Raw genomic sequence first — 12,637 nt, 5'->3', positions numbered from 1 at the left:
TGAGCACCGGCGCACCGAGCAGCTGCTGGCCCGGATCCGCTCAGGTGCAGTGCCGCCGCCACTCGGGCCCCGTGTACGCCCACTCCTGTTCCCACTCGGCCAGACGATGGCGCGTGGCGACCCGTCGTACGACGGCGTACCCGGCCAGGACGCCGCCCGCGAACAGGGCCGTGGCGCAGGCGCCCACCGACAGCGTGTGCTGCCACACGGCGGTGCCGTCCGCGGGAGCGGGGACGACCCGGCCCCGGTCGTCCAGCCAGATGTACGCACGGTCGCCGCTCCGGGTGCCGGCGGGTACCCGGGCCTTGTCCGTACGCGGCGGCTCGCCCGGCTCGGCCCAGCGGACGGTCACCCGGTAGGTCGGCTGCCGTTCGCCCTCGGAAGTGGGCATCGCGGCGGGCGCGTGCTCGGTGACCTCGGCGGGCACCCGGTGCCGTTGGGCGCGCTGCTCCTCGGCCGTGGCCCGCGCTCCGTCGTACGCCCACCAGCCCGCGGCGATCCCGGCCAGCGGGCCGCCGACGCACAGCAGGACCGCGACGCACAGTGCGGTCCACGCCTCCACCACGTCCGAGCGGCGCCGCAGCGGATTGCGCCGCCAACGCCAGCCCCGCATCCGAGTCCGCATCTCCCGGGCCTCCTCACCGCTCGACCGCCCTCGCCTCCCGGCACCGCTCGTGACCGTTACCGCCTCTCGTCACACCCACATCGGCGTACATATCCACCTTCCACCGTCCTCTTCGTCGGGCGTCTTCGCCAGCCGCCCACGACTGATCCGCGCCACGTGTGGAACCCGCGTCCTGTGTGCGGCCGGGAAGTCGCGTGTGCGACCGGGGCGGCGATCACCGCGAGGGCATTCGCGAGAGGGGTACCCCGGGGCACGCGGGCGAAAGGCAGGAGGCATGACCTTCGAAAGGTACGAGCCATGAACAAGGACACCCGGACCGTCACCGTCGGCATCGACGGCTCCCACGCGAGTCTCGACGCCGCCGACTGGGCGGCCCGCGAGGCCGAGCGACGCGGGGTCGCCCTGCGGCTGCTGCACGCCGGAGACGAACCCGCCGCACCCGCACGGCCCCCTGGCGGCGCGTCCGTCCGCACCACACTCGACCGGGCCGCCGTCCAACTCTCCTACAGCCACCCGGCGTTGGACATCACCGCCCGCCGCACCGACATGCCTGCCGTCCCGGCGCTGGTAGCAGCCGCCGCGGAGTCGGAGACCCTGGTCCTGGGCTCGCGGGGCTTCAGCGGCTTCGCCGGATTCCTGGTCGGCTCGGTCGCGCTCGCCGTGGCCGCACGGGCCGAACGCCCGGTGGTGCTGGTGCGCGCGGGCGAACTCCCCGAGGACGAGCGGATGCCCGTCGACGGGACCACCCCGCCGACCAGGGCCCCGTACCTGCCGGTGGTCCTCGGTCTCGACCTCGCCCACCCCGCCGACGACCTCATCGGCCACGCCTTCGACACCGCCACCGTCCGCTCGGCGCCCCTGCACGTCGTGCACGCCTGGACGCCGTCCCCGCGGCGGGGCTACCTCGACGGCGGGCGGACGTCCGGTGACACGGCCGAGCAGGAGGACGTCAAGTGCCGTTCCCTGGCGGTGACTCTGCAGCCGTGGCGCCACAAGTACCCGGAGACCGAGGTCACCGAGCGCGTGGCCCACGGGCACGCCGGACACCATCTGCTGCAGGCGTCCGCCCGGGCGGGACTGCTGGTCATCGGCCGCCGCGCCTCGGCCGGCCCGGGCCTGGGCCGTGCGGCGCGCTCGCTCGTCCACCACTCCACGTGCCCGGTCGCCGTGGTGCCCCATCCCTGAGACGACTCGGGTCGATCAGCCGAAGCGCTCGATCCGGATACGGTCCACCGGCTGGCCGGCGTCCACCAGCAGCCGCGAGGCATGCTCGGCGAACCCGTTCGAACCGCACACATAGGCCTCCCACCCGCCTTCGGGCCGGTCGGCCAGGAGCGCCGCCACATGTGCGGCCGACACACGTCCCACGGGCACACCCGCCGGCGCGGTGCGCGTGAACACGGGTGTGGTCTCGGCGCCGTACTCCGACGCGTAGATCAGTTCCTCGGGGCTGCGAGCCGACACGAGCAGCCGCAGCGGCACCGACAGCCCCCGCGTGCGGTGGTGGCGGACCATCGACATCAGCGGTACGACGCCGGAGCCCGCGCCGACGAGCAGGGCGGGCCGGTCGCCCGGCCAGGCGAAGAAGCCGCTGAGCGGGCCGCGCACCTCCACCTCGTCGCCGGGCTTGGCGACGGTGTGGAACCAGCCGGACACCTCACCGCCGCCGACATGGTCGAGGGTGAGCTCGACGTGCCCGGTGTCGTCGGGCGGCGAGGCGATCGAGTAGTGCCGCTGGGCGACATAGCCGTCCCCCGCCCGAAGCCGCAGCATCAGGTGCTGCCCGGGCAGATGGCCCTCCCAGTCCGGCACCGCGAACCGGAAGGTGGCCGCGTGCGGGGTCTCCCGGCGGATCTCGGTGAGCGTGGCGCGCTGCCAGGTGGCCGCCGCGCGGTTGCTCACGGCGATCCGCCCCGGCACGGCGAAGCGGGTCGGCGGCGTGAAGCCCGCCGACGACGTGGAGTCCGTAACGGACATGGCGGTCTCAGTCACCGGAGTAGCGCTGCTCTTCCCAGGGGTTGCCGCGGTGGTGGTAGCCGTTCTGCTCCCAGAAGCCCGGCTCGTCGTGGTCGAGGAGCCTGAGGCCCGCGATCCACTTGGCGCTCTTCCAGAAGTAAAGATGCGGCACGATCAGCCGCGCCGGACCACCGTGCTCGGCGGGCAGCGGCCCGTCCCCGTACTCCCACACGATCCAGGCACGTCCGCCGGTGAGATCCGCGAGGGGGAGGTTCGTGGTGTAGCCGGTGTGCGAGTACGCGACGACGTGCGTGGCCTCCGGCGCCGGGCGGACCGCGTCGAGGAACGCGTCGAGCGACACGCCCCCGAAGCGCACCCCGAACTTCGACCAGCTCGTCACGCAGTGGATGTCGCCGTCGTACGCGGACGGCGGCAGCGCGTGCGCCTCGTCCCAGGTCCAGGTGCGCGGTTCGGCGGCCAGGCCGTCGACGGTGAACGTCCACTCCTCGGGCGCCAGGTCCGGCGTGACCTCCGCGGACAGGACGGGCCAGTCGTCGCCCGTGTCGTACTGGCCGGGCGGCAGCCCGTCGTTCCGGACGCGCGGGCGGCCGGTGAAGCCTCGGGTGACGTTCATGCGGGAGGTGCCTCCAGGCCTGCCGGACGGCGGCCCTTGATCGTTGCGTACGCCCTCCACGGTACCGGGCCCGCCGGAAAGCCCCGCCCCTGGATCGCCCCTGGATCATTGCGGCCGCATGAACAGTCCGGCGGCCCGGGAATAGCAACCCCGCGATCTTCCTTGCCGCTATTGCCCACCCCGGTTGATACCCACCCCGGTGCGAAGGAGAGTGACGGAGCAATGCCCAAGGCGTACGTCTTCACCCAGTACGGCGGCCCCGAGACCGAAGCCCTCGTCGACCAGGACCGCCCGAGCCCCGGACCCGGCGAACTGCTGGTCGCCGTACGGGCGGCGGGCGTGAACCCCGTCGACTCCAAGCAGCGCACCGGCTACCAGCGCCCCGGCCAGCAGCCGCGCGCGGTGCCCGCCGTGTTCGGCAACGAGGCCGCCGGAGTCGTCGAGGAGGTCGGCGAGGGCGTCACGGGCTTCGCGGTCGGGGACGAGGTCTTCGGCAACCCGGTCGCCGGGGCGTTCGCCGAGTACGTGCTGCTCCCCGTGGCGGTCACCGCGCACAAGCCCGCCGGGGTCTCCTTCACGGACGCCGCGGCCCTGCCCGTCGCGGCGGCGACCGCGTACGACGGAGTCCGCCAGCTGGACCTTCCTGCCGGTTCGACCCTGCTGGTCACGGGCGCGGGCGGCGGGGTGGGCGTCTCGGTGGTCCAGATCGCGCGCGCCGAGGGACTGAACGTCATCGGTGTGGCGAGCGCGGGCAAGAAGGACCTGGTCGAGTCGCTCGGTGCCGTGCATGTGCCGTCGGGCCCGGACTTCGTCAGCGGTGTACGGGCCGTGGCGCCCGACGGCGTGGACGCCGTGTACGACGTGGTCGGCGGTGAGGTCCTCGAAGCCGCGTCCGAACTGGTCGAGGACCGGACGAAGCTGATCACCGCCGGCGGCAAGGACATCGTGGCGCGACTCGGCGGTTCGCCCGTCGCGCGGGCCCGTACCGCCGCGGTGCTCGACCAGGTGGCCCGGCTCGTGGCCGACGGCGAGCTGGATCCCCTGGTGACGCAGACCTTCCCCCTCGAACGGGCCGGGGAGGCGCTGCGGACCGTCGAGGAGGGCCACACGCGCGGCAAGGTCGTGATCGAGGTCGCCATATGAGCGGGGCGCGTCACCCGCTGGACAACCCCGCGCTCGGATCGCTGACCGGCCCGCACGCGCACTTCGCCGAGCACCGCGGCCGCGTGCTGCGCTACCCGGTCGACGTGTCGCCCTGGCTGGCGCTGCCCGACGAGCCGGACGCCGACGACTGGGCCGACCTCGCGGCGCTCGTCGGCCCCGGCGAGGAGATGGGGCTGCCCGCCTTCGACGGCGGCATCCCGGACGGCTGGGACGTGACGTTCGACCTGGACGGCGTGCAGCTCGTGGACGACGGCCTGGCCACCGCACCGGAGCCGGAGGCGGTACGGCTCGGCCCCGCCGACGTACCTGAGATGCTGGACCTGGTCGAGCGCACCAGACCGGGCCCGTTCCTGCCGCGGACGGTCGAACTCGGCACGTATCTCGGGATTCGCCGGAACGGGGCCCTGATCGCCATGGCGGGGGAGCGGCTGCACCCACCGGGCTGGACCGAGATCAGCGCGGTCTGCACCGATCCGGACTTCCGCGGCGAGGGCCTCGCGACCCGGCTGACCCTGGCGGTCGCCCACGGCATACGCGCCCGCGGCGAGACCCCGTTCCTGCACGCCGCCGCAGGCAACACCACCGCCATCAGACTCTACGAGGCGCTGGGCTTCCGGCTGCGGCGCAGGACGAGGTTCGTGGGGGCGCGGGTGCCCGAACCGCTCGGCGACCGGCAGACGTTGGGGGTCGCTTAGCGGCAGGGGAGGCCGCGACCCGACGAGGTTGAATACGTTGGTGTGGCGTGCCTCAGTCGTTCGCGGGCGTGGACTTGAACGTCACTCCGCCCGCCGCCGCGTTGTACCGCAGCAGATACCCGGCGAACCGCTCCAGGTCCTCCTCGGGCCAGCCCGCGAGCCGCTCTCGAAACGCCACCCGGCGGCTCGCGGTCACCTGGGCGAGGATCTCCCTGCCGGCGGGGGTGAGGTGGAGCACCTGGACGCGCTGGTCCTGGGGATCGGCGCGGCGCTCGACCAGCCCGGCGCGTTCGAGGGCCGAGACCTGACGGCTGACCGTGGACTTGTCCAGGGCGTAGTGCGCGGCCAGGTCGGTGGCCCGGCAGCCGCCGACGTCCTCAAGGTGGCCGAGCAGCGTGTACGACACCAGCGACAGCTCGGGGTGCAGACGTCCCGCCGAGGCCCGGGCGCGGCGGGCGAAGGCCGTCAGCTCGTGGTGGATCGTCTCGATGGACACGTCGGCTGCGTTCACTGTTTCTTCCTTTCTCTTCTGGTTGCACCGTACAACTAAGTGGTTGCTTAATGCAACTAGAGGTGCCCCGGGTGCTGCGGCCGAAGATGCCTCGGGTGCGAGGTGAAGAGGCTCGGGGACCGGGTCCCGGCCGCAGTCGGCGCCGTGTAATGTTGCCGTCCGGCTGCGGACCGCCCCAGCCGCGAACGGACCGAGGAGGTGAGCCCCATTACCGCTGTGTCAGCTCGGGTGCTCTCGCCTCAGGGCCTCACCGGCATCAGGTGACCTGGAGGGCGCCCTTCGGCTTCCCGAAAGGCTCTCGGCTTCCATGCCACCTTCTTACGCACATGTCGTCACCGCGCTCCGCTCCGCGGGCTGTGTCTTCGCCGAGGACGAGGCGCGGCTGATCCTCTCCAACGCTCGTACGCCCGCCGAACTCACCGTGATGGTGGACCGCCGGGTCGCGGGCCTGCCTCTCGAACACGTCCTGGGCTGGGCCGAGTTCAGCGGCCTGCGCATATCCGTGGAACCCGGTGTCTTCGTGCCCCGCCGCCGCACCGAGTTCCTGGTCGAGCAGGCCGTCGCGCTCGCCGCCGAGGCCCCCGTCGTCGTGGACCTGTGCTGTGGATCGGGTGCGGTGGGTGCGGCGCTCGCCGCCGCGCTTCCCGGCGTCGAGTTGCACGCCGCCGATGTCGATCCCGCCGCGGTGCGGTGCGCTCGGCGGAACGTGGGTGCGGGCGCTCGTGTCTACGAGGGGGACCTCTTCGAGGCGTTGCCTCGTGGCCTCCGTGGCCGCATCGGCATCCTGGCCGCCAACGTGCCGTACGTTCCGAGCGGCGAGGTCGGGCTGCTGCCGCCGGAGGCCCGTGACCATGAACCTCTCGTGGCCCTCGACGGGGGTGGGGACGGGCTCGATGTCCTGCGTCGTGTCGCCGTGGAGGCACCGCGGTGGCTGGCGCCCGGGGGGAGTCTCCTCGTCGAGACGAGTGACAGCCAGGCGGGCCCGGCTGTCGAGATCTTCGCCGGTGCCGGGCTGATACCGCGGCTGGAGGTCTCGGAGGAGCTCTATGCGAACGTCGTGATCGGCGTGAAGCAGCTCCGCAGGGGGCGGGACTGAACCTGCGGGTCCGTTGAGGCTGGTCGCGCCCACGCGGCGGAGCCGCATATGTCACAGCCCCGCGCCCCTTTGGGGTCCGCGATTGTGCAACTAGTTGCAAAAGGGCCCGTCCGTCGTCTACAAAGACATGACGACACCGCGTACGGAGGGGCCCATGAGCCGTTACCCGCATCTGCTGAAACCGCTCGACCTGGGCTTCACCACGTTGGCCAACCGTGTGCTCATGGGCTCCATGCACGTCGGCCTGGAAGAGGCCGAGCGGGGCTTCGAGCGCATGGCGGAGTTCTACGCCGCCCGGGCGCGCGGCGGTGTCGGCCTCATCGTCACCGGCGGCATCGCCCCCAACGAGGCGGGCCGCCCGTACGAGGGCGGGGCCAAGCTCACCACCGAGGCGGAGGCCGAGCAGCACACGGAGATCACCGCCGCGGTGCACCGCGAGGGCGGGAGGATCGCGATGCAGATCCTCCACTTCGGGCGGTACGCCTACCACCAGGACCTGGTCGCCCCGAGCGCGCTCCAGGCGCCGATCAGCCCGTACCCGCCGCACGCCCTCACCGACGACGAGGTCGAGCGGACCATCGACGACTACGCCCGGGCGGCCCGCCTCGCGCGGCAGGCCGGCTACGACGGTGTCGAGATCATGGGCTCCGAGGGCTACCTCATCAACGAGTTCATCGCCGCCCAGACCAACAAACGCGAAGACCGGTGGGGCGGTTCGTACGAGAACCGCATGCGTTTCCCCGTCGAGATCGTCCGCCGGGTGCGGGAAGCGGTCGGCGAGGACTTCATCATCATCTACCGGCTGTCGATGCTGGACCTGGTCCCGGGCGGATCGTCGTTCGACGAGGTGATCACGCTCGCCAAGGCCGTCGAGGCGGCCGGGGCGACCATCATCAACACCGGTATCGGCTGGCACGAGGCGCGGATCCCGACCATCGCGACCTCGGTGCCGCGGGGCGCCTACGCCTGGGTGACCAAGAAGGTCATGGGCGCCGTGTCGATCCCGCTGGTGACGACCAACCGCATCAACACCCCCGAACTCGCCGAGCAGTTGCTCGCCGAGGGCCACGCCGACATGGTGTCCCTGGCCCGCCCGATGCTCGCCGACCCGGACTTCGTCGCCAAGGCGGAGGCCGGGCGCCCCGAGGCCATCAACACCTGCATCGGCTGCAACCAGGCGTGCCTCGACCACACGTTCAGTGGCAAGATCACGTCGTGCCTGGTGAACCCGCGGGCCTGCCACGAGACCGAGCTCGTCCTCTCACCGACCCGGCTGCGCAAGCGAGTCGCCGTGGTCGGCGCGGGTCCGGCCGGACTCGCCTGCGCGGTCAGCGCCGCCGAGCGCGGCCACGACGTCACCCTCTACGACGCCGCGCACGAGATCGGCGGCCAGCTCAACGTGGCCCGCAGGGTCCCCGGCAAGCAGGAGTTCGACGAGACGATCCGCTACTTCCGTACACAGCTCGAACTGCACGGCGTGGACGTGCGGTTGAACACCCCGGTCACCGCCGAGGACGTCTCCGCGTACGACGAGGTCGTCGTCGCCACCGGAGTCAGCCCGCGCACCCCCGAGATCCCGGGTGTCGACCACCCCAGCGTCGTCGGCTACCTCGATGTGCTGCGCGACGGCGCGCCCGTCGGCGACCGTGTCGCGATCCTCGGCGCCGGCGGCATCGGCTTCGACGTCGCCGAGTACCTGACCGACGGCGGCGACAAGGCGAGCGAGGACCCGGCGACGTACTTCCGGCACTGGGGCGTGGACATGGACTACCGGGCGCCCGGCGGCCTCGGTACGCCAGAGCGGCCCGCCCCGCCGCGTACCGTCCACCTCCTGCAGCGCAAGGCGTCCAAGGTCGGTGGGGGACTCGGCAAGACCACCGGCTGGATCCACCGCACCGAGCTCAAGCACCGCGGCGTCACCATGGTCCCGGGCGTCCGGTACGACCGCATCGACGACGCCGGCCTGCATGTCACCGTCGACGGCCAGGCCTCCGTGCTCCCGGTCGACACGATCGTGCTCTGCACGGGACAGGAACCGCGCCGCGACCTGTACGAGGCGCTGCGTGCCGACGGCCGCAGCGTGCACCTCATCGGCGGCGCCGACGTGGCGGCCGAACTGGACGCCAAGCGGGCCATCAAGCAGGGCACGGAGCTGGCGGCGGCGCTGTAGGCCGACAGGGGCCGGGGGACGAAACGCCCGTCCCTAGGATGACTCCATGTCACTCCCGCACGCGATCCTCACCGCCCTGCTAGAGAAGCCGTCGTCCGGGCTTGAGCTGACCCGTCGCTTCGACAGGTCGATCGGCTACTTCTGGTCGGCGACGCATCAGCAGATCTATCGCGAGCTGGGAAAACTGGAGGCCGAGGAACACATCAGGGCCCTCCCGACGCAGCAGCCGGCCCGGGGGCAGAAGAAGCGGTACGAGGTCCTGCCCGCGGGCCGTGCCGAACTGGCCAGGTGGACCGCCGCGTCCCAGGACCCGAAGCCGCTGCGCGACACAATGCTGCTGCGGCTGCGGGCCGCGGCGGTGGTCGGCACAGCGGGCATCGAGGCGGATCTGCGACGCCATCTCGACCTGCACCAGCGGCAGTTGGCGGAGTACGAGGAGATCCAGGAACGCGACTTCCCACCCGGCAAGGACGCGCCGCAGGACCGCCTTCAGCACCTCGTCCTGCGGGCCGGGATCGATCTGGAGACCTTCTGGACGGGCTGGCTGACACATGCGCTGGAGGAGTTCGGGCGGCTGCCCGCGGAGGATCCGGCGTCCTGACGGTCCGGTGCCCTGGTCGGCGGCGGCCCGTCCTCCCCTTCGAGGTCGGGGTTCCGGGCCGCCGCCGTGCTCACAACCGGTGCGGCTTGGCGCGCCGGCGCAGGACCCAGACCGTGGCCCCGACTCCCGCGGCCACCAGGACACCACCAGCCGCGTAGGTGGCGGCGCCGTAGTCCTTCGTACCGCCGCCCATACCGCCCATGACCCCACGCGACGGTGATGCCGACGATGTCGCAGTCGCCGTCGCCGTCGCCGTTGCGGAGATCGTGGGGCTGGAGACGGGGGAGACGGTGACGGACTGGGTGCCCGCCGTGGTGCCGTCGGCGCAGACCACGATGACGGTGTAGGTGCCGGTGGTGACGCTGGACCAGGCCGCGGCCTGGCTGGTGCTGGTCCCGGACAGGGTCGCCTGGCGGCCCTGTGCGAAGTTGGCCTGACCGCTGGAGAGCAGTGAGGCATTCCCCATGGAGCCGTTGGACCTGGTGGCACAGTCGGTGGTGGTCACCTGCACCGTCGTGCCGCTGGTGGTCACGTTGATGGCCGTGTTCACCGCGACGGCCTCCGTGGCGGTGAGGGTCAGCGGCAGCGCGGCGGCGGCCGCCACGGTCAGGCCGGAGCGGACGAGCATCTGGGTCATACGCATAGAACTGCCCTCCGACAGCACGGTTGGCGGTACATCCCATGCGCCGCCGAGGATTGGGAACGCCCGTGCGCCTTCGGACCGAGCCAATGCGAGGATCACCGGTTCCGCACGCGGGCCGGGACCGGGCAGGTGACGAGTTCCTCCGTCCGGCCGACCGCCGATGGCGTACGTCCGGGGCGGTCCGCTACTTTCCGCCGGCCGTCACCAGGTCCGGCCGGCCGCCAGGATCCGTTCCCGGACGAGCGCGACATGCGGGCTGTCCGACACCCCCGGGCGCCGCACCAGATACGCGGTGTTGATCGGCGGATCCTCCGGGTCCAGCAGGGTGACCAGCGCGCCGGAGGCCAGCTCGTCGAGGCACAGATAGCGGGGGAGCACCGAGATCCCGGCGCCCGCCACCACCGCCGCGAGGACGCCACGCAGATCCGGCACCGTGATCGCCGCCTGACCGGTCAGCCGTACGCCGAAGACGTGCCGCCAGTATCGCCGCGCGATGGGCAGATCCTCGGCGTACGAGATCAGCGGCGCCCCGTGCAGCACGGCGGGCCCCTCGGCGGCGACCCGGTCCGGACCGATCCGCCCGGCCCACGCGGGCGCGGCCACGAGGACGAACTCCTCGTCCGCCAGCGGCACCGCGCTCAGTGTGCGGCCGCGTGGACGTGACGTGGCGATCGCCAGATCGAAACGGCCGCCCCTCAGCCCCTCCAGCAGACCGTCGGTCAGCCCGGTGGTGACCCGCAGCCGCACCCCCTGCCCGGTCAGCGGGGCCAGAGCGGGCAGCACCCGCGTGCACAGCAGCTCCGCGGGACCCGCCACATGGACCGGCTCCGGCACCACGTCCGCACCGAACCCGCCGCGGTCCGTGACCGTCGCGAGCGCGTCCAGCGGCGCCGCGACCTGCGCGGCCAGCTCGTCGGCGACCGAGGTCGACACCACACCGCGCGGCCGCCGCTCGAACAGCTCACGCCCCAGCTGGTCCTCCAGCGACCGGATCTGCGTGGTCACCGTCGGCTGCGACAGCCCCAGCAGCCGCGCCGCCGCCGTGAACGAACCCGCCCGGTGCACGGCGAGGAAGGTCCGCAGCAGCGAGAGATCGAGCGGCGCGGCGGACGCGGCGGTGCCATTGGATTCCCTATGGGGCATACGGAGAATCCTAGGCTCCGTCTATGGCCGGGCTGCCTCCGGGCGCCCGCCGCCCCCGCCGAACCGTTCCATCACCCCGCGCTACGGCCGCGCCGCTCCCGTCGTCACCGTCCGTTCCGTCGAGAAGCCGCTCCACGTCCCGTCGGGCAACTTCGCCCTGATGCGCACCCGCTGTGTGACCCCGGCCTCCCGCCCCACGTAGAAGCTGTACGTCGCCTTGTCGCGCGGTGCGGTCCCGCCCCAGACGAGCGAGGTCGCGGGCTCCCGGTCGAGCTGGATCTGGTACTCCGAGATCACCCCGTCGATCGTCTCGGCGTCCGGCGGAATCCAGGAGAGGTCGAGGTAGTACGCCCCGTCGGTGCGATGCGTCGAGGCCCGGAAGCCGGTCGGCGCCAGGCCGGTGCCCTTTCCGTCCCCTGAGCCGGCGGGAGTCGTGATCCGTACCGCCGCGCTCGGGGGCGAGACGTTGTCCGCCGCGTCCCGCGCCCGGACCGTGAAGGAGTACCGCGTGCCCGGCCGCAGGCCCGTGACCACGGTCGCCGACTGTGCGCCGCCCACACTGTGGATCTTCGAATCGCCCTGATAGATGTCATACGAGGCCACGCCCCGGTTGTCCATGGACCTGTCCCAGGACAACTGGGCGGCCCGGCTCCCGGCCGCCTTGCCCCGGGGGTGCTCGGGGGTGCTCGGGGCCCTTCCGTCGGCGGCGGCCGCGGCCGGAGTGGTGGCCCGCACCCGCTCGCTGGGCGGTCCGAGCCGCCCGTCGGCGTCCCGTGCCCGTACGGAGAAGGCGTATTCGGTCGACGGCTTGAGCCTGGTGATGTCGACCATGTGGTCCGAACCCGGCACTTCCTTCACCATCGTGGTGCCGCGATACACCTCGTAGTGGGCGACCTCGGGTTTCCCGGAGGCCCGGCTCCACATGACGTGCACGCTGGTGGAACTCCCCGCCACCGCGGTGACGCCCGCCGGGGCCGCGGGCGGCCGGTCACCCGCGGCCGTGCCGTCGCCGCCCCAGCCGCAGGACACCACCATGAGCAACGCGCCGCAGACCGCCGCGGCTCGCAGGAGTACGCGTCGCACAGCCCTGCCCTCCCTCGACGGGAATGGTCCGGACCAATATGACCTGCTCGGCGTGACCACATCAAGAGGGCCGTGTTCGCGATATCGATCGCACGTTACGTATGCTGATGGTCTTCGCGGCTGAACTCGCCCCTGTCGTAGGGAAGTTCATGCCCACGGTGCGGAACGCTGTCGTCGCTGATCCCGCGCCGGCGAGGGCGGCCGGGGGGGGGGGGGGGGGGGGGGGGGCTCCCCCCCCCCCCCCCCCACGAAAAAAAACAAAGTGGTTTGGTCGGGGTTCTAACAGGGGGGGTGAGGGTTGTACCCCCCCCCACTT

General features: G+C 72.3%; 13 protein-coding genes. 6 read left to right on the top strand and 7 right to left on the bottom strand.

The features are described from left to right. Positions 1-40 precede the first annotated feature (40 nt). Positions 41-625 carry an Rv1733c family protein gene (locus tag ACZ5VQ_RS26015; RefSeq protein WP_469106975.1) on the bottom strand — a complete coding sequence of 195 codons (585 nt, stop codon included), beginning with the start codon at positions 623-625 and terminating at the stop codon, positions 41-43. A gap of 297 nt (positions 626-922) precedes the next feature. Between ACZ5VQ_RS26015 and ACZ5VQ_RS26010 the strand changes: the two genes are divergently transcribed. Beyond that, on the top strand, positions 923-1,810 hold the full coding sequence (locus tag ACZ5VQ_RS26010) for a universal stress protein (protein WP_469106974.1): 888 nt from the start codon (positions 923-925) through the stop codon (positions 1,808-1,810). A gap of 15 nt (positions 1,811-1,825) precedes the next feature. On the opposite strand, the gene ACZ5VQ_RS26005 is transcribed toward ACZ5VQ_RS26010, so the two are convergent. Further along, on the bottom strand, positions 1,826-2,602 hold the full coding sequence (locus ACZ5VQ_RS26005) for a ferredoxin reductase (protein ID WP_469106973.1): 777 nt from the start codon (positions 2,600-2,602) through the stop codon (positions 1,826-1,828). A 7-nt stretch (positions 2,603-2,609) separates the two neighbouring features. Further along, a complete protein-coding gene (locus tag ACZ5VQ_RS26000; protein WP_469106972.1) occupies positions 2,610-3,215 on the bottom strand; it encodes a sulfite oxidase-like oxidoreductase in 606 nt (201 codons plus the stop codon). Between the two features lie 222 nt (positions 3,216-3,437). Between ACZ5VQ_RS26000 and ACZ5VQ_RS25995 the strand changes: the two genes are divergently transcribed. Together ACZ5VQ_RS25995 and ACZ5VQ_RS25990 are read left to right on the top strand one after the other, a co-directional pair. After that, entirely contained in the window at positions 3,438-4,358 is a 921-nt protein-coding gene (locus ACZ5VQ_RS25995; protein WP_469106971.1) for an NADP-dependent oxidoreductase, read from the top strand. After that, a complete protein-coding gene (locus ACZ5VQ_RS25990) occupies positions 4,355-5,074 on the top strand; it encodes a GNAT family N-acetyltransferase (RefSeq protein WP_469106970.1) in 720 nt (239 codons plus the stop codon). Before ACZ5VQ_RS25995 ends, ACZ5VQ_RS25990 begins: the two co-directional genes overlap by 4 nt. A gap of 52 nt (positions 5,075-5,126) precedes the next feature. On the opposite strand, the gene ACZ5VQ_RS25985 is transcribed toward ACZ5VQ_RS25990, so the two are convergent. After that, positions 5,127-5,585, bottom strand: a complete 459-nt coding sequence (locus ACZ5VQ_RS25985; RefSeq protein ID WP_469106969.1) for a MarR family winged helix-turn-helix transcriptional regulator — start codon at positions 5,583-5,585, stop codon at positions 5,127-5,129. A 307-nt stretch (positions 5,586-5,892) separates the two neighbouring features. Here ACZ5VQ_RS25985 and ACZ5VQ_RS25980 point away from each other — a divergent pair, with 307 nt between their 5' ends. From ACZ5VQ_RS25980 to ACZ5VQ_RS25970, 3 genes are all read left to right on the top strand, one after another. Next, positions 5,893-6,681 carry a putative protein N(5)-glutamine methyltransferase gene (locus tag ACZ5VQ_RS25980; protein WP_469106968.1) on the top strand — a complete coding sequence of 263 codons (789 nt, stop codon included), beginning with the start codon at positions 5,893-5,895 and terminating at the stop codon, positions 6,679-6,681. Between the two features lie 154 nt (positions 6,682-6,835). Next, positions 6,836-8,851, top strand: coding sequence for an FAD-dependent oxidoreductase (locus ACZ5VQ_RS25975; protein WP_469106967.1), 2,016 nt, complete (start codon positions 6,836-6,838; stop codon positions 8,849-8,851). 46 nt (positions 8,852-8,897) lie between these two features. After that, positions 8,898-9,452: a PadR family transcriptional regulator gene (locus tag ACZ5VQ_RS25970; RefSeq protein ID WP_469106966.1), complete on the top strand. Its 555-nt coding sequence runs from the start codon at positions 8,898-8,900 to the stop codon at positions 9,450-9,452. A gap of 70 nt (positions 9,453-9,522) precedes the next feature. Here the strand turns inward: ACZ5VQ_RS25970 and ACZ5VQ_RS25965 are convergent, their stop codons facing one another. The 3 genes from ACZ5VQ_RS25965 to ACZ5VQ_RS25955 form a co-directional block, all read right to left on the bottom strand. Further along, positions 9,523-10,095, bottom strand: a complete 573-nt coding sequence (locus ACZ5VQ_RS25965) for a hypothetical protein (protein ID WP_469106965.1) — start codon at positions 10,093-10,095, stop codon at positions 9,523-9,525. Positions 10,096-10,296: 201 nt separating this feature from the next. After that, positions 10,297-11,238, bottom strand: a complete 942-nt coding sequence (locus ACZ5VQ_RS25960; protein ID WP_469106964.1) for a LysR family transcriptional regulator — start codon at positions 11,236-11,238, stop codon at positions 10,297-10,299. 81 nt (positions 11,239-11,319) lie between these two features. Then, positions 11,320-12,321 (bottom strand): fibronectin type III domain-containing protein, encoded by a 1,002-nt coding sequence (locus ACZ5VQ_RS25955; protein ID WP_469106963.1) that lies wholly within the window; start codon positions 12,319-12,321, stop codon positions 11,320-11,322. Positions 12,322-12,637: the final 316 nt, after the last annotated feature.

Source organism: Streptomyces sp. NPDC033178, from assembly GCF_055577685.1.
The sequence above is the reverse complement of the archived record's forward strand: the minus strand, read 5'-3'. Positions and strand labels throughout refer to the sequence as shown.

Bases quoted from the DNA above. Each gene is read 5' to 3' on its own strand.
- ACZ5VQ_RS26015 (WP_469106975.1), bottom strand. From the start codon at position 625: ATGCGGACTCGGATGCGGGGCTGGCGTTGGCGGCGCAATCCGCTGCGG.
- ACZ5VQ_RS26010 (WP_469106974.1), top strand. From the start codon at position 923: ATGAACAAGGACACCCGGACCGTCACCGTCGGCATCGACGGCTCCCAC.
- ACZ5VQ_RS26005 (WP_469106973.1), bottom strand. From the start codon at position 2,602: ATGTCCGTTACGGACTCCACGTCGTCGGCGGGCTTCACGCCGCCGACC.
- ACZ5VQ_RS26000 (WP_469106972.1), bottom strand. From the start codon at position 3,215: ATGAACGTCACCCGAGGCTTCACCGGCCGCCCGCGCGTCCGGAACGAC.
- ACZ5VQ_RS25995 (WP_469106971.1), top strand. From the start codon at position 3,438: ATGCCCAAGGCGTACGTCTTCACCCAGTACGGCGGCCCCGAGACCGAA.
- ACZ5VQ_RS25990 (WP_469106970.1), top strand. From the start codon at position 4,355: ATGAGCGGGGCGCGTCACCCGCTGGACAACCCCGCGCTCGGATCGCTG.
- ACZ5VQ_RS25980 (WP_469106968.1), top strand. From the start codon at position 5,893: ATGCCACCTTCTTACGCACATGTCGTCACCGCGCTCCGCTCCGCGGGC.
- ACZ5VQ_RS25975 (WP_469106967.1), top strand. From the start codon at position 6,836: ATGAGCCGTTACCCGCATCTGCTGAAACCGCTCGACCTGGGCTTCACC.
- ACZ5VQ_RS25970 (WP_469106966.1), top strand. From the start codon at position 8,898: ATGTCACTCCCGCACGCGATCCTCACCGCCCTGCTAGAGAAGCCGTCG.
- ACZ5VQ_RS25965 (WP_469106965.1), bottom strand. From the start codon at position 10,095: ATGCGTATGACCCAGATGCTCGTCCGCTCCGGCCTGACCGTGGCGGCC.
- ACZ5VQ_RS25960 (WP_469106964.1), bottom strand. From the start codon at position 11,238: ATGCCCCATAGGGAATCCAATGGCACCGCCGCGTCCGCCGCGCCGCTC.